This is a genomic window from Cellvibrio sp. QJXJ, from assembly GCF_024452345.1.
GTDB lineage: Bacteria > Pseudomonadota > Gammaproteobacteria > Pseudomonadales > Cellvibrionaceae > Cellvibrio.
Genome location: NZ_CP101662.1, coordinates 1,136,200 through 1,157,488, shown reverse-complemented (window position 1 = coordinate 1,157,488; position 21,289 = coordinate 1,136,200). Strand labels below are relative to the sequence as shown.

Here is a 21,289-nt window from a genome sequence, read left to right as displayed (position 1 = left end):
GTTCAAATAATAACTATTGAGTGGTAATTAGATATGCAGAGAGCAAATAGAAACGCATTTTTCTTTTCCTTTATTGTGGCTCTAGGTGGATTTGTATTTGGCCTGGATATAGCACTGATTTCCGGCACCATTAAATACATTATTGCTGAATTTAGTTTAACGGCCTTTCAGGTAGGTGCCATTGTTGGTGGTTCTACGGGGCTTGGGTCAATTGTTGCGCTTCTTTGTGCGGGTTATTTTTGTGAGCGATTTGGGCGTAAAAATACCCTATTGTTCATTGCTGCATTGTATTTAATCTCTGCGTTGTGGTCGGCATTTGCTGTTAGTTTTGAGACGCTTTTTGCTGCGCGCTTTTTGGGTGGTTTAGCCTTTGCCTCTCTTACGCTTGCGTCAATGTACATTGGTGAGATTGCACCGCCAGACTTGCGCGGTAAGTTGGTGGGCCTGAATCAAATGAATATTGTGTTGGGGATTTTTATTGCGCAGCTATTAAATTTCTACATAGTGACAGTAATTAGCACGCAACCTGCTTGGGCAAATTGGATTGGTTTGACCGAGTTAACCAGTTGGCGTTGGATGTTGGGCTCGGAGATTTTGCCTGCGTTAATCTGGTTTTTACTGCTCTTTTTCATTCCGGAGAGCCCGCGCTGGCTGGTGATGAATGGTAAAAAGCATAAGGCGGAAGCGGTAATTGCCAAAATTGCACCTGCTGAGATTGTTGCCCAGCAGTTCAAACAAATTTGTGACAACTTAAAAGGTGCTGAGCATTCGCTGAGTGTGAGTGAGCAGCTGGGGTTGTTGTTTAAATCCAGGTTGCGTATCGCGCTATTCATTGGCGCTGGTGCGGCCATGTTGCAATCTTTGTGCGGTATGAATGCTGTTTTAGGTTATATGCCATTTATTTTTTCGCAGGTGGGCGGTGGCGATGCAAGCGCCTTTCAGCAAACCGTATGGGTTGGTGCTATAGGGTTGTTCTTTACATTTCTGGCGCTGGTGATGATTGATCGCATGGGGCGCCGTCCTATTTTGCTCTGGGGTTCGGTCTGGGCTGCTGTGAGCATGGGAGTGGTGACTTATTGTTTTGCGGGGGCGACTTATATGTTGAGCGCAGAATCCGTCGCAGCCTTCGCTGATCGGATTGATACGTCACTATTGGCCCCTATGTTTGGGGTTGAGTATGCCAGTGATCTGGAATTTAAAGGGGCATTGGTGACTCATTTAGGATCGGCAGCGCTGGGTTCACTTCAGGTTGATTTGCTGAATACGGCTGCGCATATGCAGGGTGTGCTGGTGTTTATTGGATTAATTAGTTTTGTGGCGGCATTTAACTTTTCCTTAGGTCCAGTCATGTGGATTTTGTTTTCCGAAATATTTCCTACGCGCATCAGGGGTGTTGCCATTCCTGTTTGTGCGCTGGTCTGTACACTCTTTGGTGGCGTATTGGTGCCTACATTGTTCCCGTGGCAGATAGAGGTTCAGGGTGTTGCGGTCACATTTTTGATCTATACCTGCTTTTGCGTGTTGGGTGCTATTTTTGTTCTAAAAATGGTGCCGGAAACCAAAGGGAAAAGTTTGGAGGAAATCGAGAGTCAACTTGTCGCCGTCAAATAAAACCCTGGTTATTGATCGCTGCTGTTTTATCTCTTCTGTTTAGTCTCTTATCGCTCGCCAGATGTAGGCAAAAAGTGCCGCCATCTGGCCCTATTGGTAAGTATTACCTCGCGCTTTAGTGCTTTTTTATCGTTATTGCATTTCCGTATCCCACTTTTGAAATTATCAGACTTTTCTCCTTTACAAGTGTTTATCCTGAGTGTAGATTGTTAACAATAAACAAATGCATCGGGGTAGGTCTATGCTAAATACAATTTCTTGCGTGAGTCACAACGAACTCTCTGCAACACATATCAAAGCCGTCAAAGTTGAATACTACCAAGTGCCATTGGCCGAGGTGTTATCCGATGCAAAACACGGCGATCACACCTGTTTTGAATTGCTGGTGTGCCGCATTTATTGTCAGGATGGCACCGAAGGTGTTGGTTACACCTATACCGGCGGCAAGGGCGGACGCGCCATTTACTCACTTTTGGATGATGAACTAAAGCCAATGCTGATTGGTCGTGATGCATCGGATATTCATGCAATTTGGGAAGATTTGGGTTGGCACCTGCACTATGTGGGTCGCGGCGGTTTGGTTAGTTTCGCTATTTCTGCGGTCGATATCGCCCTGTGGGATATTCGCTGCAAACGCCTGAATTTGCCTTTGTGGAAATTGGCGGGCGCCGCCAGTAACAAAACCCGTTGTTATGCGGGTGGTATTGATTTGAATTTCAGCGAACAAAAACTATTGAAGAATATCGATAGTTATTTGGATCGCGGTTTTAACGCGGTAAAAATTAAAGTCGGTAAAGACAATTACAAAGAAGATGTTGCGCGCGTTGCTGCGGTGCGCGAATTAATTGGTAAACACACCACCTTTATGGTCGATGCCAATTACTCAATGACCGTTGAAAAAGCTATTCGTTTTGGCCGGGCGATAGAGCAGTACGATATCACCTGGTTTGAAGAGCCAACCATTCCCGATGACTATGAAGGTTATGCCCGCATTGCGGACAGCATTAACATCGCCTTGGCGATGGGTGAAAACCTACACACTATCCATGAATTCACCTATGCCATCAGACAAGCAAAATTAGGTTTCTTGCAGCCAGATGCATCCAATATCGGTGGTATCACCGGTTGGTTAAAAGTCGCTGAGCTTGCGTATGCGCACAACTTGCCTGTTTGCAGTCACGGCATGCATGAGTTGCATGTATCGCTGATGTCTTCCCAGCCGCACGCGGGTTACCTCGAAGTTCACTCCTTTCCTATAGATGCTTACACCACGCGCCCAATTGTGATCGCCGATGGTCTTGCGGTTGCTTCCGATGAGCCGGGAACCGGTGTGACATTTGATGAAAAATTATTACGTCCACATTTAATCAAACAATCCTGAGGGGATCGAAATTATGTTAGCTGCTCAATATGTTGGTAATAAAGGCTTTCAGGTTGTTGAAGGTCAAATGGTTGCTCCTGCTGCGGATGAAGTGCGTTTGCAAGTAGGGTTTGTAGGTATCTGTGGAACGGATATGCACATCTATCACGGTGTTATGGATCAGCGCGTTGCACCGCCGCAAATTATCGGCCATGAAATGTCGGGCACCATTGTTGAGATGGGAGCCAATGTAAAAGGTTTTGCCATTGGTGATCGCGTTGTTGTGCGCCCGCTCGATTATTGTGGCGAGTGTCCTGCGTGTGCTGCAGGCCACAGCCATGTGTGCCACAAATTAAAATTTATGGGTATCGATAGCCCGGGCGCTTTCCAAAATTCATGGACTGTAAAGGCGCGCACTTTGCACAAACTGCCTGAGAATATTGACTTAAAACAAGGTGCGCTGATTGAGCCACTGTCGGTAGCGGTGCACGATATTTCCCGTGCGCGTTTAACGGCTGGTGAAAAAGCGGTTGTGATTGGTGGCGGCCCCATTGGTCAGTTGGTTGCATTGGTAGCAAAAAGTGTTGGCGCTGAGGTCATGATTTCGGAAGTGAATCAGGTGCGCAATGAATTTGCCCAGAAAAATGGTATTAAAACCGTTAATCCGCTTGAGCAAGATTTAGATGCAGCTGTCAAAGAGTGGACCAACGGCAAGGGCGCAGATGTTGTGTTTGAAGTGTCTGGCGTGAAAGCGGCGATTGAAGCTATGACCAAGATTGCCTCAGTGCGCGGCCGTATTTGTATGGTGGCGATTCACTCACAAAAGCCTGAAGTGGATTTGTTCCAATTCTTCTGGAAAGAACTGGAGTTAGTGGGCGCGCGCGTTTACGAAGCGGCTGACTTTGATATGGCCATTGAATTGGTTGCATCCGGTAAAGTCAAACTGGAGCCATTCATTAGTTCGGTATCTAGCTTGAACAACATTGGCAGCGCTTTTGCGAGCATGGATAACAATCCTGCTGGTATGAAAGCCCTTGTGTCTTGCGCGGAGTAATCACGGTTATGTTGGAACAATTTAGCTTAAACGGTAAGGTCGCGTTGGTTACTGGTTGCAAGCGCGGCATTGGTAAAGCAATGGCTGTGGCTCTGGCAGAGGCAGGGGCAGATATTATTGGTGTATCTGCATCGCTGGAGTTGCAAGGCTCAGAGATTGAAAAAGCGGTAACGGCTACCGGGAAAAAATTCAGCGCTTATCAATGTGATTTTGGTAATCGCGACAGTCTTTATGCGTTTATCGAAAAAGTAAAAGCAGAGCATCCGGTGATTGATATTCTGGTCAATAATGCCGGTACAATTTTGCGCGCCCCTGCCGCTGAACACAGCGATGAGTATTGGGATCAGGTGATCAATGTGAACCTGAATTCACAATTTATTTTGAGCCGTGAAATTGGCAAAACCATGCTTGCGCGCAAAAGCGGGAAAATTATTTTCACTGCGTCATTGTTAACTTATCAAGGTGGCGTGACTGTGCCTGGCTATGCCGCGAGTAAAGGTGCTTTAGGTCAGTTGGTGATGGCGCTGTCGAATGAGTGGGCATCACAGGGTATTAATGTGAATGCCATTGCGCCCGGTTATATCTCTACCGATAACACTGAAGCTTTGCGCAATGACAAAGATCGTTCTGCGTCTATTCTTAGTCGTATTCCGCAAGGCCGCTGGGGCACGCCGGAAGACTTTAAAGGCCCGGTTGTCTTTTTGGCATCAAGTGCCTCTAACTATATGAACGGCAGCACCGTGTTGGTTGACGGCGGCTGGATGGGGAGATAAGCACCATGAAAAATGATCTCAATTTTATTAATGGCCAATATGTGCCATCAAAAGCTGCTGGGCATATTGTTGTTTACAGTCCAAGTACAGGGGCGGAAATTGGCCGCATCCCGGAAGGATGTAAAGAAGATGCACAAGATGCATTAGAAGCAGCACAGGCAGCACAAAAGCCTTGGGCTGCCCTTACGGCGCGTGCGCGTACAACATTGCTGCGTAAATTCGCTCAGGCTATTCGCAATGAAACTGAATTGCTTGCCACCATGTTGGTGCAAGAGCAGGGCAAGTTGCTCGATGTGGCGCGCGGTGAAGTAACTGCAACGGCCACGTTTATTGAATACGCCTGCGACAATGCGCTCACTATCGAAGGCGATATTTTGCCTTCCGATAAACCCAATGAAAAAATTTATATCCACAAAGTGCCGCGCGGTGTTGTGGTGGCGATCACTGCCTGGAATTTCCCCTTGGCATTGGCTGGTCGCAAAATTGGCCCTGCATTAATAACAGGCAATACTATTGTTATTAAACCGACTCAGGAAACCCCCTTAACCACTCTGGAATTGGGCCGTATTGCCAATGATGTAGGTATTCCTGCGGGCGTGTTAAATATCGTCAATGGTTCTGGTTCGGTAGTGGGCCAGCATTTATGCGAAAGCCCTATTACTCGGTTAATTACCATGACCGGTAGTACCCGGGCCGGACAAATCATTTACAAAGCCAGTGCACAGCATTTAACCCCTGTCATGTTGGAGTTGGGCGGAAAAGCTCCCTTTATTGTGATGGAAGATGCGGATCTGGAATTGGCCGCTGAAGAGGCGCTCTGGGCGCGATTTGCCAACTGCGGACAAGTCTGTACCTGTGCCGAGCGTCTGTATGTACATGAAAAAGTATACGACGCGTTTGTTGCCAAGTTTGTACCCAAGGTGAAATCCTTGGTGCTGGGTGATCCAATGAATCCTGCAACACAAATGGGGCCTAAAGTTAATCGCCGCGAAATTGAGCAAATCGATGGGTTGGTGAAAAAAGGTTTGGCGCAAGGGGCGGAACTGGCCTGTGGTGGTAAGCCTGCGGTAGTGCCCGGTTTTGAGCAGGGCAATTGGTATGAACCTACGGTACTGGTCAACGTGAAACAAGATAATATTTTGGTTCACGAAGAGACCTTTGGTCCCATATTACCAATCGTGAAAATTAGCAGTATCGATGAAGCCATTGCTTATACCAACGACAGTGAATATGGTCTTTCAGCCTATTTATTTACTCAAAGCCTTAACTATATTCATCGCTCTATCGCAGAGATGGAAGTGGGTGAGGTTTATGTCAATCGCGGTATTGGCGAGCAGCATCAAGGTTTCCATAATGGTTGGAAGATGAGCGGCGCTGGCGGCGAAGATGGCAAGTATGGTTTGGAACAATATTTGGAAAAGAAAACAGTTTATTTAAGTGAGAAATACTAGTCGTTAATCTGCCGTTTTATACTGGCCGGGCTCAATGGGTGGGTGTGCTTTTTGGAAACAAATAGTCACATCTACCCATTGTTATTTGCAGAGATTATTGTCTAATGTCTGCAAATAGCTTAGCCTTATATCACTATCCAATAAGGCTATTTGCGAAAGGTCATCCAGAACATGAAAGAATCAAAAAAAATCATTCCCGTTCGGGATCAAATTGCTGATCAAATCAGATCAGACATTATTGCGGGCGATATGCCGCCCAATGCCAAATTAAATGAAGTGGCTTTGGCTGAGCGCTTTGGCGTCTCGCGTGGCCCGGTTCGCGATGTATTGCTGCAACTCACTAAAGAAGGCTTGTTGGTAGCCAAAAACAATTGCGGCGTTTCGGTGAACAGCGTTCTGTCTCCAGAGCTACAAGAGTTGATGATCGATATCCGCACCAAGATTGAACTTCATGCAGTTAAAACGTTGAAAGGTAAACTGCAAGAGGCTGATTTTGCCGAAATAGATGCGATTTTGGATCGTCTCCAAAATGCATTTGATGACGAAGATTACACCGAAGTGACAAAGGCCGACATGGACTTCCATCGCTATTTGGTGATGAAGGCCGGTGGCGAAGAGTTGGTTAACCTGTGGCAGCCCATCATTTTGCGTATGCGCATGAACTACAAACGTATCACCAAGCCAGTGGATTGCGTTAATGAGCATAGAGCGATAAGTGATGCACTGCGTAAAGACAATATTCGCGAAGCCACGGCTGCGCTCAAAGCAAATATTCGCTAAGTTAAACTAGCTAATAAATTAAAAACTACCTGAGCTTAAATTGCCTCTTACCTGATAACAGGTGGCAATTTGAGCTCAGGTTTTTTTTGGTTTGTTTAAGCGTTTAGTTGAATATTGCCGATGACCGCTGGTCATAAAACGCCAGACTCACAACTTGCTCAAGTTCGATTATTGAGTCAGTCGTGGGTCTGGCGTTTTTATTACCGTAAGGATTTCCAGTAATTATTGGATGGGAGGAATTTTACTGCGGCGCTGATAGAGCGATTTATTCACTCGCTTGGCTGCATCTACCATGGGTTGATAGGGGATGTCGGTATTACTTACCCAGCCTACGTTGTAGTTTTCACCATCGTAGGCGCGGCCGGTAACTGGGTCATCCACATATTGAAACCAATGCGCGCCCACCATATAAGGGTTATCGATTACGCTATTCATGTAGTTTTCATACATTTTTGCGCGGTCGGTTTGGTCGGCGGCAATAACTAAACCGGGGTGATAGAAATCTGTATCCGACGTTGAGCCTATGTGGTATTCGCCGATGATGGTGGGGAAATCCAAGTCTTTCAGAAATGCCCAAGTATCCGGGTGCATGCCTTCGCGATAATTATTAAAGCTCAATACATCGCTGTATTTTTTTGCGGCGGTGACCACTTCAACCGGCATGCCCCATTCGGCGGCGATTCTTACGCCCATGTACATATGGTTGGGCAGGGCGTCTTTAATTTCGCTGCTGACAATACGGAAATACGTTTCTGCATAGTCGGCGTAGAGCATAGAAAAATCTGCGCGAGAAGCATCATTCAACTTGTCCATAGTGATGCCAGTTGCAAAGCTGGACCATGAATCAATCTTTGTTCCCCAGGCTTGGTTAAGCGTCGCTATATCGCCGTATTTTTTAGTGAGTAATTGGGTGAACTGTTTTTTAGCTGGGCTTTCATCGGCAGTTCTGCTGAGTGCGTAATAGACAGCGCCGAAGTGAGCGCGGTCATTTTTCATTGATCCCCAGCCTTTTTCATTATCAACAAATACACCAACACACCAGGGAGTGTTTTTTACTTCGCGACCGATTTGTTTGATGGTCAAATGTGCGCGACGTTTAAATTCAGGATCATAAACATCGGGTAGTGGTGACCAATAATCTTGCCCGGAATAGATCACTTTAAAGTCGCCGATAATCCAACCGTTGGCAAAAAATGGCATGCGTTGGTTGTCGTAAAACATGGGGTCAATCCAATTACCAAATGAGGTGAAGCCCCAATCCACCATGCGATCCAAAGTGACATCGCGCCAGGTTTTTATGTAGGAATTGGGTGAGCTTTGGCCGTAGCGGCGCTCCAGATTGGCTTTGTAAAAACTGTAGACTTCACCCTGTTCCAATACTCCTTGGTGCACTGTGCGCCGGTAACCATAGTGTTCGCCAAGCTCGTGATCGTAGGGGGGCAGCCATTCAAACATTTCGCGGCGCAAGGGCGATGCAAGAAAGCGGGAATTTAACGATTTTTTGCCGACTGGAATAATATCGCGCGAGTCTTCCGGGGTTAATTCTTCAGGATCTATTTTGCGCACGCTGGCATCGTTGAAATCATAACCGGTGATGGTTTCCAAATTGGCCATACGCACATTGGCGATAGCGCTGGAAAAAAACAAATAGCCTTCCGGGTCTACCATCCACCAGCGGCCATCCACTTTTGCAGTGCGGAAATAGCCTGTGCCTTCCAATTTAGGGCCTTTGCTCCAGCCACCAAAACGCGATCTGTCTTCCGGTTGTTTGGCATTGGCCAAACTGGCTAACTCGGCGTCTGCCGCTGCTTTTAATTGTTTTTCTGAATGAATTTTAGTGGGGTAATTTTTTTTGGCGGCTTGGCCAAATTTATCGACTATCCCCACCAGATATTCCGGATCTTGGGCGGGATTAACACGCAGCTCAAGGTTGTCCACAATTAGGGTGTTAGTTTCAAATTGGGCGTAAGCTTTGAAAATAATTTTAGTGACTTGAGTGAAATCAAAATCGCGATCGCCTGAGCGCCAGGCTAACTTTTCTTCGCTGGTTTGCCATGCTGGTGGGGTTTCGCGCATACCGGTCTGTGCATTGGCAACACGCCCGGTTAAAGGGGCATAAAAACGAGCTGATTGACCTGCATCAATCACTGCGCTGCGCTCTTGTTTGCGGCCTTTTGCATCCATTAATGTCAGCCAAAATTGAAACGATTGACTGCCTGGATTGGTAACATCCAGTGCCAGATTTAAATCACCTGCGTATTCCCAATTCCAATAACCTTGCGCGGGAGTAGGTAGCTCAATTGTGGATTCCTCGCGCGGCTCGAATACCAGTTTTAATGCCTTGCCATATTTTTTCTCTTGCCCCTCTATCAAGCTTGCCTTGACGTTATTTTCCACAGCTTTATTCAGCGAAAAACTATCAAAGTTTTCAACGCTGCCAATTGGGGAATCTTGATTGGCGGCGCAGCTGAGTGACAACCCCGCCAGAGTGCCAGCAAGTATCTGCTTGATTAAATGTAGTTGATTTTTTTTCATTTTTATCTCCTCTTTTGGGTTGGTAGTGGCTCGCGTGATCTTTCAGAGAGTTGGATTCTTCTTAGTTAATGGTAATGATGTCAACAATTTACAATGTAAGGTTTTGTAAGTTGCGCTAATTTATCGGACAACCTAAAGAACTCTTGATTATTTAAGATTGTATACAATATTATGTTAATTGTATGCAATATGGGGCGCAATGATGGCGTTGGTAGATACGGAATTGGCTTTTTCGGTGCTCCTGGGGCGGGAGCAGGGGCTGGTAGAGCAAATATTGGCAGATATTGCCCTGGGAACTTTTGTAAGTGGTAATCGCTTGGTTACGGCTCAATTGGCCGAGCGCTATGGAACCGGCGTAAACCCTGTGCGCGAAGCCCTTAAGCAGCTAGAAGGTGAAGGGTTTGTGACCTCGCAAAAAAATAGTGGTGCGCGTGTGGCAAGTTTTGAATACACCAGCATGCGTGATCTATTTGAGATTCTGCAATTGCTTGAACCGTATTTTATGGCTTGGTTTGTGGATCATTACAGCGATGAAAATGTGGCACAGCTAGATCAATTATTGCAGCAAATGCGTGGTTTAACGGCTAATGACCGGGTGGGATTTTTGCATTTAGACAATTTGTTTCATTGGGAAATGTATCGCCATCACTACAACAAAAGTGCACTAAAGATTTGGAAAACAAAACGACTAATGCTGCTTGCGATGCATGGAAATTTAGCGGTCAGTCGTACGCGTATTGAGCATTCAATTGGTGAGCACCAGCAGATAATTGACGCACTGCGTGCGGGCAAGGGGGCGCAATCAGTGCAGGCATTAGCGTTGCATTTATCTTCCAGTGAAGATTACTGGTCAAAATTAATTCGTTAATACAGAGCAAAGAATGAATATAGTGGATATTAAAACCTATGCTTTTTGGCTGGGGTTTCGCAACGTCTGTTTGGTTAAAGTGGAGACCGATGAGGGTATCTATGGCTGGGGCGAGTCAGGCTTATCAGGGCGTGAAAAAGCGGTAATAGGCGCTATTGAACATTTTAAACAATTTCTGATTGGTCGCTCGGCATTAGATATAGGTGCACTGTGGCAAGAGTTGTATCGGAGCCATTATTTTGAAGGTGGGCGAGTATTGGCTGCTGCAATTTCTGCCCTGGATATTGCTCTGCACGATGCCTGCGGAAAATATTTGAAGGTGCCTGTATATCAGTTGCTGGGTGGCAAGCAGCGCAACAGCATTCCGCTGTTTGTTACTTCTACCTTGGATTTTGGCCCCGCTTTTGTTGACCATCTACTGCAATTACAAAGTGATGGTTGGCAAACCATTCGGGCGACTACCGGTGAGCATGGTGTAAGTCATAGGCCGACTGTATTTGACGTGCGTAAATCGATTGCTAAATCATCTCATTGGCTCACGCAGGCACGCGAAGCTTTGGGGAGTGAAATAATGTTAGGGGTGGATTATCACCACCGTTTGAGCGTGGCCGAAGCGGCTTCTTTTTGTCAGCGGATGCCAGCCGGCACTTTGGATTTTATTGAAGAACCTATTCGCGATGAATCCCCTGCGGCCTATCAAGCGTTGCGCACTATGGTAGATGTACCCTTTGCTATTGGTGAAGAATTCACCAGCAAGTGGGATTTTTCTCGCTATTTGGAGCCGCTGTTAACCCAGTTTGCTCGCGTAGATATTTGTAATGCGGGTGGTTTTACTGAGGCGATGAAAATTACCGCGTTATGTGAAGCAAAATATGTGGACATGATGCCACACAATCCACTTAGCCCTATTTGTACGGCTGCCTCCATTCATTATTGTGCCGCTATTTCCAATCTCGCGAGTTTGGAATTGTCGCCTTACGACGGTGACATGTCTGAATTCGATCGAATTTTTACTCATCGCCCATTAGTGGAAGCTAATGGCTTCAGTATTCCCGCCGATCCTGGGTTGGGTGTAGATGTAAATGAGCAGTTGATCAAAAATCTTCCCTTCAAATATTGGGAGCCGCCGCGACTTATAAAGCCGGACGGCTCCTATACCAATTGGTGAATAAAATAATGCAAAAAAATGCACCTGCAAGTAAAAGTGGAATTTTGATTCTGCTGTTTTTAACAGTAGTTATAAATTACATGGACAGAACCAATATATCGGTTGCTGCCAATGCTATTGCGCAAGATCTTGAATTAACTAAGGTGCAAATGGGAGTTATTTTCTCGGCATTTGGTTGGACTTATTCAATTATGCAAATTCCTGGTGGATTATTGGTTGATGCACTGCGCATTCGAATTTTATATCCCATTATTTTGGTTGCCTGGTCATTAGCGACTTTAGTTCAAGGTGTTGTAAGTAGTTTTGCCACTTTGGTGGGGTGCCGTATGGCGATTGGTTTATTTGAGTCGCCATCCTATCCCGCCAATAACAAAATTGTGACGCAATGGTTCGCAGAGCAAGAGCGTGCTGGCGCTATTGCTGTTTATACCTCAGGTCAATTTATTGGGCTGGCATTTTTAATGCCTGTATTAGCGTTCATTCAAGATTTATTTGGCTGGCGTGGGTTATTTATTGTTTCAGGCTTAATCGGAATTGTTTGGGCACTGGTATGGCGCTACTTTTATCGTGACAAAATAATTCAGTCTCCCGCTGCAGTCATACCATCACCGGCTACAACAAAAAAAGAACCCATCGAAATTCCTTGGGGCAATATCAAATTAGCTTTCTCCAATCGTAAACTTTGGGGGATTTATATTGGTCAGTTCTGTTTGGGTGGAACCTTAATTTTTTTTCTAACCTGGTTTCCTACCTATTTAGCCGAATATCGTGGCTTGAGTGATTTAAAAACTGGAATTTATGCGTCTATTCCGTTTTTATTTGCTTTTTGCGGCGTTCTGTTTGCTGGGTTTTTGTCAGACTATTTGGTGCGGCGTGGTGTTTCTACTGAGGTTTCAAGAAAGGCGCCTATTATTCTTGGCTTTATATTATCTGCCGGTGTTATTGGTGCAAATTATGTCGATAGTATTGCCTGGGCAACTTTTTTCCTGTCAATCGCTTTTTTTGGTAATGGATTAACCTCTATCGCCTGGGTTTTTGTGTCACTGCTTGCCCCGCAAAAAATGGTGGGGTTAGTCGGTGGATGCTTCAATTTTATTGGTGGACTTTCAGCCGTTATGGTGCCGATTGCAATTGGTTATTTGGTACAAGATGGTGACTTTAAGCCTGCGCTATTATTGATTACCGGTTTGGCATTGGCAGGCTTATTTTCCTATGTTTTTTTGGTGGGAAAAATTGTTCCCATATCAGCCGATAATCTGGAGAAATAAATTGAGCATTACATTTTTTGGTGAGCTTATGTTGCGTTTAACCCCAGCGCAACCACAGCAGCGGCTCATGGTGGCACAGCAATTGTCGGTAGATTTTGCAGGGGCTGAGGCGAATGTTGCGGCCGCCTTGGCGCGGTTAGGTGTGGCGACGGATTTCATTACGAAATTGCCAGACAACCTAATTGCGGAACAGGCTATTGCCAGTCTCCATCGCTGCGGTATAGCTACGAATAATGTCTTGTTCGGTGGAGAGCGCATGGGGACCTATTTTATCGAATTGGGTGCTTCGCTTCGTCCAACGCGAGTGATTTATGATCGCAAATATTCCGCTATTTCAACTATCGTTGAAAATGAATTTAATTGGAATGAAATATTACAGGGTAAACAGCGATTGCATTTGAGTGGCATAACGCCAGCACTTTCAGAGCAATGTGCACTGGAGACAATCAAAGCTGCAAAAATTGCACATGGCATGGGGGTCAGGGTAAGTTTTGATCTCAATTTCAGACGCAGTCTTTGGCCAGAACCGGCATTTGCCAAGCACTATTTTAAACAAATTATGCAGTATTGCGATTTGGTATTTGCCAATGCAGGTGTTATCAGTGATGTATTTGGATATCATTTTTTTAATTCTGATGCACTTGCAGAAGCTCAGGCTGTGGCTGAATTTTTAGGTGATGAATTTAATGTAGATGCCGCCGTTACTAGCCGTATTCATCACAGCGCTTCAGTTAATTCGCTCACTTCACTGTTAAGGAAAAATGCCGACTCGTTTAAGAGTACCGAGTTGCGGGTAGATATCCTTGATCGATTAGGTACAGGGGATGCATTCGCCGCAGGAGTTTTATACGGCTATCAGCAAGCCTGGTCAGCGCAACAAACTATTGATTTTGCCAATGCCGCCTTTGCGCTGGCGCACAATTGTTATGGCGATCAGGCTTGGATGAGCGAGACAGAAATTAATGAGGTGGCGCGGGGTAATACTGCTGGTTATGTGGTGCGTTAATTCGTGTTTTGTTGAGCGCAAGTAATAGATGCAGCCAAAGTTTAAGGCTGCTGGATTAATAGTGGAATACATCGATGAAGTTTGAACGAGTCAACAAGTTACTTGCCGAAAAGCTAATTGTCATTTTACGAGTAAAACACTCAGAAGATATTATTCCCATTGTGCAATGTTTGGCGGCTGCGGGAATAAAGGTATTAGAGGTGACTGCCAATACGCCCAACTTTTGTGCGGCGATTAGTCTTATTCGTGGCGAGTTTCCTGAGGTTTTGGTAGGGGCGGGTACTATTACCAATGTGTCGCTTGCGCAGCAAGCGATGGCGGCAGGCGCCCAATTTTTAGTGACGCCGAATACCAGTTCCGCGGTTGTAAAGGTTGCTCATGAGCAAGAAGTTCCAGTTGTGATGGGAGCATTCACACCAACGGAAATTGTGGCTGCAATTGAGGCGCAAGCTGATATTGTAAAATTATTCCCGGCTGAGCCAATGGGCCCTGATTATTTAAAATCTCTGGCTTTTGGACCATTTAACAACACAATTTTTTTTCCGGTCGGTGGTATTAATGAACTCAATGTCGAACGCTGGGCGAATTCAGGTGCTAAAGGAATCGGTGTGGGTGGGAGTTTGGCTGCGCCGGTGCGTACACCAGAAGAAGCGCAGCGCTTGGTTGAGCGGTTAAAAATACTAATAGAAAAAGTTGCAACATTATTTTAATGACAGGCTCATTAAGGTGTCGTGGGCGGTAATAAACAAAGTTTTTTCATCGCTGGAAAGTGTGCAATTGGCGGTGAGTTTTTCAGTGTAAATTTTAGCGAGCACTTCACCCGCCGGAGAAAAGATCCACACACCACCGGGGCCTGTCGCAAATAAAACGCCGGATGAATGTGTCGCCATTCCATCAGGTACACCTTGGTGTTCGATGTTATTTTTAAATTTGGTCGCATCATAAAAAACACGTTTATTCGATGTGTTTCCTTGCTCATCAAGGTCATAGGCCAACCAATGGGGATGTTCTGGATCTGACACGCCGATGTATAGCGTTTTCTGATCTATTGAGAGGCCTATACCGTTAGGGGACTTTACTTGATCATCCAGCAGTACGCTTTCCCCTGAGGGTGTTACTTTATAAATACCTTGAAATGCAATGGCTCTACGCTTGTCAGTCATGCCACCTGCCAAGCCGTAGGGAGGGTCAGTAAAGTATAAATTTCCGCTGCGACTGAGCACGGCATCGTTAGGGCTGTTGAGTCTTTTTCCTTTGAACTCGCTGGCAACATTTTTGTATTGTGGCGCAGGGCGGTTTAACGGGGCGTTCATAAGTGCAATGCGTCGGTCGCCTTGCTGCAACAAAATCAATTCATTGTTGTTATTGAGTAATAATCCATTGGAACCACCGTTATCATCATCGGGAAAGAGTGCAGTTGCACCAGCGGGCTCTAAATAAAGGCGAGTTCCTATGCCGGGTTGATATTGCATAATGCGGTTGTTGGGAATATCTGAGAATAGCAATGCTTGCAATTCATCAACCCATAACGGCCCTTCAGTCCAGCGAAATCCATCGGCACGAATAAAGATTTTTTTCGTTGGGTCGATCAGCTGCAAAGCACGAGGATCAATAATCTCAATGGATCCTATCGCTTGGTTGAGTTCTGGCGCTAAGTGGCCTTCACTTTTATCCCATTTGTTTGTCGTGCAAGCAGCAATAGTGCAGGTCATAAAGAAAAGTATTGCAATTACATTAAGCTGTTTCATGTGTTGATCCTTGCAGGCGATTGTTTTTAAAATCAATTAGACGTTGTAATTGCTGTAAGGATTGGATAATAAATTTTATGGGAGCCAAAAAATGTTGCTCTTGTAACCGGTTTATTTCCACTTCACTTAAACTATTCAATCTATCGGTGTTGATGGTATAGATACCTTCGTAACTAAAACTTGACCCGTCATTAAGCGCGATGTTAATGCGCGCCGATTCCAGCAACTGATGGTTTAATAGCTGTGCAATAAATACTTTTGTCATGGTTTCACTGGGTGTTAATTGACTCAGTAATTCATTGATGGAATTTAAATAAGCGGTGGGTGTTCCGTCGCTATTAAAAAGCGACTCTCCTTGTGTGTGGCTAATACGTTTGCTCTGAGTGTTGATGCTAATAAAACCACTGTCGTGTTCTGTGTTGGGTGCTTGGGTATTCTCAGTAGCATGGCGACGCCCAACAATAAATGGCTGACGTTGGATATGGAGCGGAATATAATTGGCGTTCCATTGGTGTTGATCTAAATAAAGATTCTCTTCAGGCGCAAAACCTAATAGGGCATATAGATTAAACTGACCTGTGTCTGGGTCTTTCATAAAACATATCGGGTATTCATGGGCTAATTTTTTTAGCTCATGGATCAATACCGGAACGTTATTAATATTTTCACCGTATTCTGCACCATGCTCAGTAATCACTTTCAGTTGCGTGTGTATTTGGTGATTCAGTATTTCAATAGAAGTGCTCATATGTTCTCGCTATCGTAATTGGATAATAAAGTCCAAATTAAACGGGCTGTAATCCATATTCTTTAATTTTGTTAATAAGTTCTCTGTTGCTGGGAAGTTGGCTTTTGAGTTGTTGCGCCAACGTTGCATTTTTGTTGAATAACACTTGCGCTAATTGTTGATTGTGTTGCGACATACCTAGAGTGCTGGCTTCTGTTGTGTAGCCCATTCCGTACAGTAAATATTGATAGCTGGCAGCGGGGAATACCTCAGCCGCGCGATCAAAATCCATATGCCAAGGCGGTTGGTAGCGCCACAAAGTCATTAACTCTTGCAAGCTTTCTGGAATGCTACTTAAGCGTCGATTGTCTCTCCAAAAATCACTGTCGTCGCGTTTGCTAAGGGTGTAATGCAATTTCAAAAAATCAATAATGCGTTGCCAGCGATATAAAAAAGTTTCATTAAATCGTTTTGCGATGATGTCCATCGCGGGGCGTGTTGCTGGTAGTTGGTCGGCAATCATCGCGGCTGATATTTCAATCAATACCAATGCCGATGCCTCCAGCGGTTCAAGAAACCCTGCGGATAACCCTACAGCGACACAATTTTTTTCCCAAAACTTTGCTCTGTGCCCTGGTGTTATAGGAATTTTTCGCACAGAAATTTGCTCGGTGTTGGAGGAGTGTTGTCTGAGGTATTGGTGCAGTTTTTCTTCGGCTTGCTCTGTGCTGGTGTGCGCGCTGGAAAATACGTGGCCTATACCGTGTCTGCTTGGCAGGCCAATATCCCAAATCCATCCGGAATCCTGCGCGGTAGAAATGGTGTGCGAGGCGATAGGGCTGTTGTCATTTTCATAGGGCAGGTGGACTGCCAAGGCTGTGTCGATAAAAAGTACATCTTTACAGGATATAAACGGCACTTTGTAGTGTTTGCCAAGCAACAGCGAATTAAATCCACTGCAGTCTATAAATAAATCGCCTGCAATATCGCCCTGTGTATCGGTAGCAATTGAGGTGATATCGCCATTGTCGGCGGCATTAACATGAATAACATCGGCTAATAAATGGGTGACACCAAGGTTGGTAGTGCAATGCTTTTTTAAAAATTCGGCAAATGCACCGGCATCCAAATGGTAGGCATAGTTTGCAACAGCGGCATATTCCGGTGTGGTAATTAATTTCGGCGCTAAGCCCGCTTCACAAAGGGTTTCTTGTACGCAGACGGCGTTGGAGAAAGATTGGTTGTGTGGATTAGCTAACCAGTGGGGCGCAAGATTAATCTCGGAAAAGCCTTGCGGTAAAACTAAAGGGTGATAATAAAAATCGTCTTTTTGGCCAGTGCACCAATGCACAAATTTTGCTCCCTGTTTAAAGGACACATTACATTCACGCAGAAAATCTGTTTCAAGCACGCCCATTTTTTTTAAGGTGTTACGCATGGTGGGCCAGGTTCCTTCACCGACGCCAATGATGGGTGTTTTGGGTGATTCTACGAGGCTAATTTGTATGCCTTCGCTATGCTGGCTGCGTATTTTGGCTGCGAGCGTGCCTGCGGTAATCCAACCGGCTGCACCACCGCCAACAATGACAATGGATTTTATTGCTTTTGTCATATTTGCACCGCCGTTTTTATTATCCATTTAATCTGTTTCGTTTTAAAAAAAAGGTCGCCAATAGTAGGCGACCTTTTTTGTACTCAATCATAATTGGGTGTTAAACACTGACAATTAGAATTTCGCACGTACACCTACGTTGTAACGAGAACCGTATTGCTCGTAATCTTTAATTTGATTAGTCCAACGGCCGTAACGATGGGTTGCTTCATCGGTTACGTTCAAGCCTTCGATAAATACGGATAGATTCTCATTGATTTCATAACTTGCGTTGATATCAATTTGATCATAGGCCGCAGTAAAGACGGGTTCATTGCCGGATGACAGGAGGAACTTGTCGCGCCAGTTATAGGCAATACGAATTTGGAAACCATTATTTTCGTAGAAGCCGACAAAGTTGGCTGAATCGCTCAAGCCTTGTAGCGCCAAATCATTGTCCAAACTGTAGACGTCGTAACTGTCATCGCTATCTACCATGGTGTAGTTAACAATGGTGCCGAAGCCTGAGTCGCCGAACATATGCTGTACATTAAATTCCCAACCATCAACCAAAGAGTCGTTCAGGTTTTGTGGTGTGGAAACTTCCCAGACAATAGCTTGATCACCAGGTTGTGAAGTACAGGCTGATGTTGGGTTGGCTACTGAGCCACCTGGGCAACCAGGGCGCGGATTGGCGCTGGGGTTAGTCAGTGGGCCATTGGGGCTGTTGATGATGCGGTCTTCTTGGCCTACAGCAATAAAGTTATCCACTTTCTTGCGGAAGTAACCACCGGATACATAACTGCCTTCGCCGTAGTACCACTCAAGTGACAGGTCGAGGTTTTCGGATTCGAACGGTAATAAACCCGGGTTGCCTTGATTTGCTTTGAATGGGCCGGTTGATAAGTGCGTGACTAAATCTGTGCCGGGATACATTGCATCAATATTGCTGCGCGCAATGGTTTTGCTGTACGAGAAACGCGTTACCAGGTCATCGGTTAAATTTAAACTTAAATCGAAGTTAGGTAAAAAATTATCGTAATTTCCTTTGAGTGTGTCCGACTGTTCGGTATCAGCGTATATCTTCGACATCTCCAGTGGCGATACCCAATTAAAACCTATCACTGGTTTAGTGATGGTGTAGGAGCTAACATCGGTTTCTTCGTAGCGCAGGCCAACATTGGCTTTAACCGGCATTTGGTTAAATTCCGCATCAAAATCAAATGACAGATAAAGCGCGTTAGTCTCTTCTTCAATACCATTGGTGCCATAGTTCATTGGATTATTAAGATTTTGCGCGTACACCAAATCAATAAATTCATTGGCGCTAAATACAGGTACATATTCAAAACCTATATCGCCTGTTTCAAAACTGAGATCCAGATTGGTCAGGTCCATGCCGCTTAATGCAAAGTTCGCGCTGTAAATATCTTTTACATCTACGGTGTTTTTGGTTTGTGCTACACCAAAATTAATCGCCGTAAGTGCACCTGCATCGGCATTTTGCCAAACGCCGTGCAATTGAACTTGTTGAATATTATTTTCCAGTTCATGACCGCGCTCTTGATACAGGTCGCCGACAATATTGGCTTTGTTGTAGGCGCCGCCGGGTAAGTCTGAATCGTCATAGGAAACGCTGGGCAATTTGCCAGAGAAATCCGCTGCGATATCCACTGCACCAAACGGGTTTTTGGTATTGGCAATGCGCTCGGCAGGTTGTGCTCCTGGGTTCGCATGAGAGGTTGAGTCATGTGCATCCAGAGTGAAAGACAATTGATCATTAACGTCCCACTCTACATTTACACCGAATGAATCATTTTCAGTATTAAAACCGTATTCCCAGGCCCAAAAGTTCAACTCATCGTTGCTGCGCGCCGGGTTAATGATGGTGCCATTGGCATCGGCTTTACCGGTTTGTACATCATCAAACCAAAAGCTCATGCGATTCATCGCGCCGTCTTCTTCAAGGCGTGACATGGTGTAATCAACAGTCGCGGTCAGGTTGTCGGTTGGGGCAAATTGCAATACCAATTGACCGTTTTGGCGGGTGCGCTCGTAGTTGGCATTTTCCAAATCGACAGTGGGGATGCGCCATGTCGCTTTAGTGGGGTTGCGATCAGTATCAATAGCGCTGGTGTCAGGATTTTGTTGGCCGGGATAGCCGCGGCTCCAACCATTTTGTGTGCCGATACGATCGACATGGAAGTTGCGTTCGGCGTAGGAATAAGATGCGAGTACGCCAAATTTTCCATCGGCAAAAGTGTTGCTAATCATGCCGGAAATTTCCGGTGTTACTTCATCGCCTGTTTCAACAGTGGGCTCGATTACACCTTTCACGCTCGCGTGAGCAACCAATTCATTAAAATCAAACGGCTTGGCGGTTTTCAAGTTAATGGTTGCGCCCAGTCCGCCTGAGGCCACGTTTGCTTTGCCGGTTTTATAAACCTCTACGCCGGAAACACTTTCTGCGGCTATTTCACGGAAATTAAAACTGCGAGAAATGGGTGTGCCATCCAACGCGGATGAGTTGGGCATTTGACGGCCATTTAAAGTCACCAGATTAAAACTGGGGCCGAAGCCCCGAACGGTCACTTGGTTACCCTCATTGTTGCTCCGGTCGATGGATACACCGGTAATGCGTTGTAAAGATTCAGCGAGGTTGGTGTCGGGAAATTTACCTATGTCTTCGGCACTGATGGCATCTACTACGCCGCTTGCTTGCCGCTTGGTTTCCATTGCGCCGGTGAGTGAGCTTCTAATCCCGGTCACTACAACTTCTTCCACAGCGCCGGAATCTTGCGCATAAATATTGATGCTGGATGCAGCAATCACTGCTGCTGAAAGTACTTTTAGTTTGAAGCGGTCTTGAATAATCATCGCCATACAACACTCTCCTAATGGTCTTTCATTTTTCTATATCGGCTTGTTTTGCCTTTGTTCGAATCAAAACAGGCCTTATGGTTGATTCGAAAGTAAGGGCGGTTTGCTAAAGATTGAAACGTTTGGTTTCCGCGCCTTGCCTTGCGCAGGTATCATCTGCCCACTTCTTTTTAATGTCAAACATTAATTGTTAACAAAATGTGTGGTTGTTGGTCGAAGTGATGGGGCATGGGCTGTGACAGTGAGGAGAGTGGGTATCAGCTGCGCATGGGCGGGAGGCGGGAGCGTAAAAAAGTTAAAGATTAACTGTGAAATGTTAACAAGGTTGTGTTAATGCAAAAAATATCGGTGTAAGATTCTATTTCTGCTACTGGCACAGCTTCACCAGCAGGGGCTTGGGATTCGCGTAAATCAGAATCGTCTTGGCCAATCATTAATAACAATAATATGTTCTTCAGCTGTTAGTGTT

At 45.4% G+C, this 21,289-nt stretch carries 16 protein-coding genes; 11 read left to right on the top strand and 5 right to left on the bottom strand.

Features of this window, described 5'->3' with window-relative positions:
- Positions 1–33: 33 nt before the first annotated feature.
- The 6 genes from NNX04_RS04965 (at position 34) to NNX04_RS04940 (ending at position 7,029) form a co-directional block, all read left to right on the top strand.
- On the top strand, positions 34–1,611 hold the full coding sequence (locus NNX04_RS04965; RefSeq protein ID WP_261947685.1) for an MFS transporter: 1,578 nt from the start codon (positions 34–36) through the stop codon (positions 1,609–1,611).
- A gap of 241 nt (positions 1,612–1,852) precedes the next feature.
- A complete protein-coding gene (locus NNX04_RS04960) occupies positions 1,853–2,992 on the top strand; it encodes a mandelate racemase/muconate lactonizing enzyme family protein (protein ID WP_062064960.1) in 1,140 nt (379 codons plus the stop codon).
- A 13-nt stretch (positions 2,993–3,005) separates the two neighbouring features.
- Complete coding sequence (locus NNX04_RS04955; RefSeq protein WP_151057322.1) at positions 3,006–4,025, top strand: zinc-dependent alcohol dehydrogenase; 1,020 nt, start codon at positions 3,006–3,008, stop codon at positions 4,023–4,025.
- 8 nt (positions 4,026–4,033) lie between these two features.
- The gene (locus tag NNX04_RS04950) at positions 4,034–4,798 is read left to right on the top strand and encodes an SDR family oxidoreductase (protein ID WP_049629444.1); all 765 of its coding nucleotides are present in this window, start codon (positions 4,034–4,036) and stop codon (positions 4,796–4,798) included.
- 5 nt (positions 4,799–4,803) lie between these two features.
- Complete coding sequence (aldA, locus tag NNX04_RS04945; protein ID WP_261947684.1) at positions 4,804–6,249, top strand: aldehyde dehydrogenase; 1,446 nt, start codon at positions 4,804–4,806, stop codon at positions 6,247–6,249.
- Positions 6,250–6,420: 171 nt separating this feature from the next.
- Positions 6,421–7,029, top strand: a complete 609-nt coding sequence (locus tag NNX04_RS04940) for a GntR family transcriptional regulator (RefSeq protein ID WP_151030850.1) — start codon at positions 6,421–6,423, stop codon at positions 7,027–7,029.
- Between the two features lie 222 nt (positions 7,030–7,251).
- Here the strand turns inward: NNX04_RS04940 and NNX04_RS04935 are convergent, their stop codons facing one another.
- Positions 7,252–9,564, bottom strand: coding sequence for a beta-galactosidase (locus tag NNX04_RS04935; RefSeq protein WP_151030851.1), 2,313 nt, complete (start codon positions 9,562–9,564; stop codon positions 7,252–7,254).
- A gap of 199 nt (positions 9,565–9,763) precedes the next feature.
- On the opposite strand from NNX04_RS04935, the gene NNX04_RS04930 reads away from it, so the two are divergent.
- From NNX04_RS04930 to NNX04_RS04910, 5 genes are all read left to right on the top strand, one after another.
- Positions 9,764–10,432: a GntR family transcriptional regulator gene (locus tag NNX04_RS04930; RefSeq protein ID WP_151030852.1), complete on the top strand. Its 669-nt coding sequence runs from the start codon at positions 9,764–9,766 to the stop codon at positions 10,430–10,432.
- 13 nt (positions 10,433–10,445) lie between these two features.
- A complete protein-coding gene (locus tag NNX04_RS04925) occupies positions 10,446–11,600 on the top strand; it encodes a mandelate racemase/muconate lactonizing enzyme family protein (RefSeq protein ID WP_151030853.1) in 1,155 nt (384 codons plus the stop codon).
- Between the two features lie 8 nt (positions 11,601–11,608).
- Positions 11,609–12,868, top strand: a complete 1,260-nt coding sequence (locus NNX04_RS04920) for an MFS transporter (RefSeq protein WP_151030854.1) — start codon at positions 11,609–11,611, stop codon at positions 12,866–12,868.
- A gap of 28 nt (positions 12,869–12,896) precedes the next feature.
- Positions 12,897–13,874 carry a sugar kinase gene (locus tag NNX04_RS04915; protein WP_410004077.1) on the top strand — a complete coding sequence of 326 codons (978 nt, stop codon included), beginning with the start codon at positions 12,897–12,899 and terminating at the stop codon, positions 13,872–13,874.
- A 74-nt stretch (positions 13,875–13,948) separates the two neighbouring features.
- Positions 13,949–14,584 (top strand): bifunctional 4-hydroxy-2-oxoglutarate aldolase/2-dehydro-3-deoxy-phosphogluconate aldolase, encoded by a 636-nt coding sequence (locus tag NNX04_RS04910; RefSeq protein WP_151030856.1) that lies wholly within the window; start codon positions 13,949–13,951, stop codon positions 14,582–14,584.
- Here NNX04_RS04910 and NNX04_RS04905 read toward each other — a convergent pair.
- From NNX04_RS04905 to NNX04_RS04890, 4 genes are all read right to left on the bottom strand, one after another.
- Positions 14,576–15,622, bottom strand: a complete 1,047-nt coding sequence (locus tag NNX04_RS04905; protein WP_225318344.1) for an SMP-30/gluconolactonase/LRE family protein — start codon at positions 15,620–15,622, stop codon at positions 14,576–14,578. The genes NNX04_RS04910 and NNX04_RS04905 overlap by 9 nt on opposite strands.
- Entirely contained in the window at positions 15,609–16,370 is a 762-nt protein-coding gene (locus NNX04_RS04900) for a SapC family protein (RefSeq protein ID WP_151030857.1), read from the bottom strand. The genes NNX04_RS04905 and NNX04_RS04900 overlap by 14 nt, the downstream gene beginning before the upstream one ends.
- Before the next feature lie 37 nt (positions 16,371–16,407).
- Positions 16,408–17,961, bottom strand: a complete 1,554-nt coding sequence (locus NNX04_RS04895; protein ID WP_261947682.1) for a tryptophan halogenase family protein — start codon at positions 17,959–17,961, stop codon at positions 16,408–16,410.
- A 114-nt stretch (positions 17,962–18,075) separates the two neighbouring features.
- On the bottom strand, positions 18,076–20,823 hold the full coding sequence (locus NNX04_RS04890; protein WP_151030859.1) for a TonB-dependent receptor: 2,748 nt from the start codon (positions 20,821–20,823) through the stop codon (positions 18,076–18,078).
- Positions 20,824–21,289: the final 466 nt, after the last annotated feature.

Coding starts and splice junctions, on each gene's coding strand:
- aldA (WP_261947684.1), top strand. CDS start 4,804: ATGAAAAATGATCTCAATTTTATTAATGGCCAATATGTGCCATCAAAA.
- NNX04_RS04930 (WP_151030852.1), top strand. CDS start 9,764: ATGATGGCGTTGGTAGATACGGAATTGGCTTTTTCGGTGCTCCTGGGG.
- NNX04_RS04910 (WP_151030856.1), top strand. CDS start 13,949: ATGAAGTTTGAACGAGTCAACAAGTTACTTGCCGAAAAGCTAATTGTC.
- NNX04_RS04960 (WP_062064960.1), top strand. CDS start 1,853: ATGCTAAATACAATTTCTTGCGTGAGTCACAACGAACTCTCTGCAACA.
- NNX04_RS04890 (WP_151030859.1), bottom strand. CDS start 20,823: ATGGCGATGATTATTCAAGACCGCTTCAAACTAAAAGTACTTTCAGCA.
- NNX04_RS04915 (WP_410004077.1), top strand. CDS start 12,897: ATGTTGCGTTTAACCCCAGCGCAACCACAGCAGCGGCTCATGGTGGCA.
- NNX04_RS04925 (WP_151030853.1), top strand. CDS start 10,446: ATGAATATAGTGGATATTAAAACCTATGCTTTTTGGCTGGGGTTTCGC.
- NNX04_RS04940 (WP_151030850.1), top strand. CDS start 6,421: ATGAAAGAATCAAAAAAAATCATTCCCGTTCGGGATCAAATTGCTGAT.
- NNX04_RS04935 (WP_151030851.1), bottom strand. CDS start 9,564: ATGAAAAAAAATCAACTACATTTAATCAAGCAGATACTTGCTGGCACT.
- NNX04_RS04965 (WP_261947685.1), top strand. CDS start 34: ATGCAGAGAGCAAATAGAAACGCATTTTTCTTTTCCTTTATTGTGGCT.
- NNX04_RS04950 (WP_049629444.1), top strand. CDS start 4,034: ATGTTGGAACAATTTAGCTTAAACGGTAAGGTCGCGTTGGTTACTGGT.
- NNX04_RS04955 (WP_151057322.1), top strand. CDS start 3,006: ATGTTAGCTGCTCAATATGTTGGTAATAAAGGCTTTCAGGTTGTTGAA.
- NNX04_RS04900 (WP_151030857.1), bottom strand. CDS start 16,370: ATGAGCACTTCTATTGAAATACTGAATCACCAAATACACACGCAACTG.
- NNX04_RS04895 (WP_261947682.1), bottom strand. CDS start 17,961: ATGACAAAAGCAATAAAATCCATTGTCATTGTTGGCGGTGGTGCAGCC.
- NNX04_RS04905 (WP_225318344.1), bottom strand. CDS start 15,622: ATGAAACAGCTTAATGTAATTGCAATACTTTTCTTTATGACCTGCACT.
- NNX04_RS04920 (WP_151030854.1), top strand. CDS start 11,609: ATGCAAAAAAATGCACCTGCAAGTAAAAGTGGAATTTTGATTCTGCTG.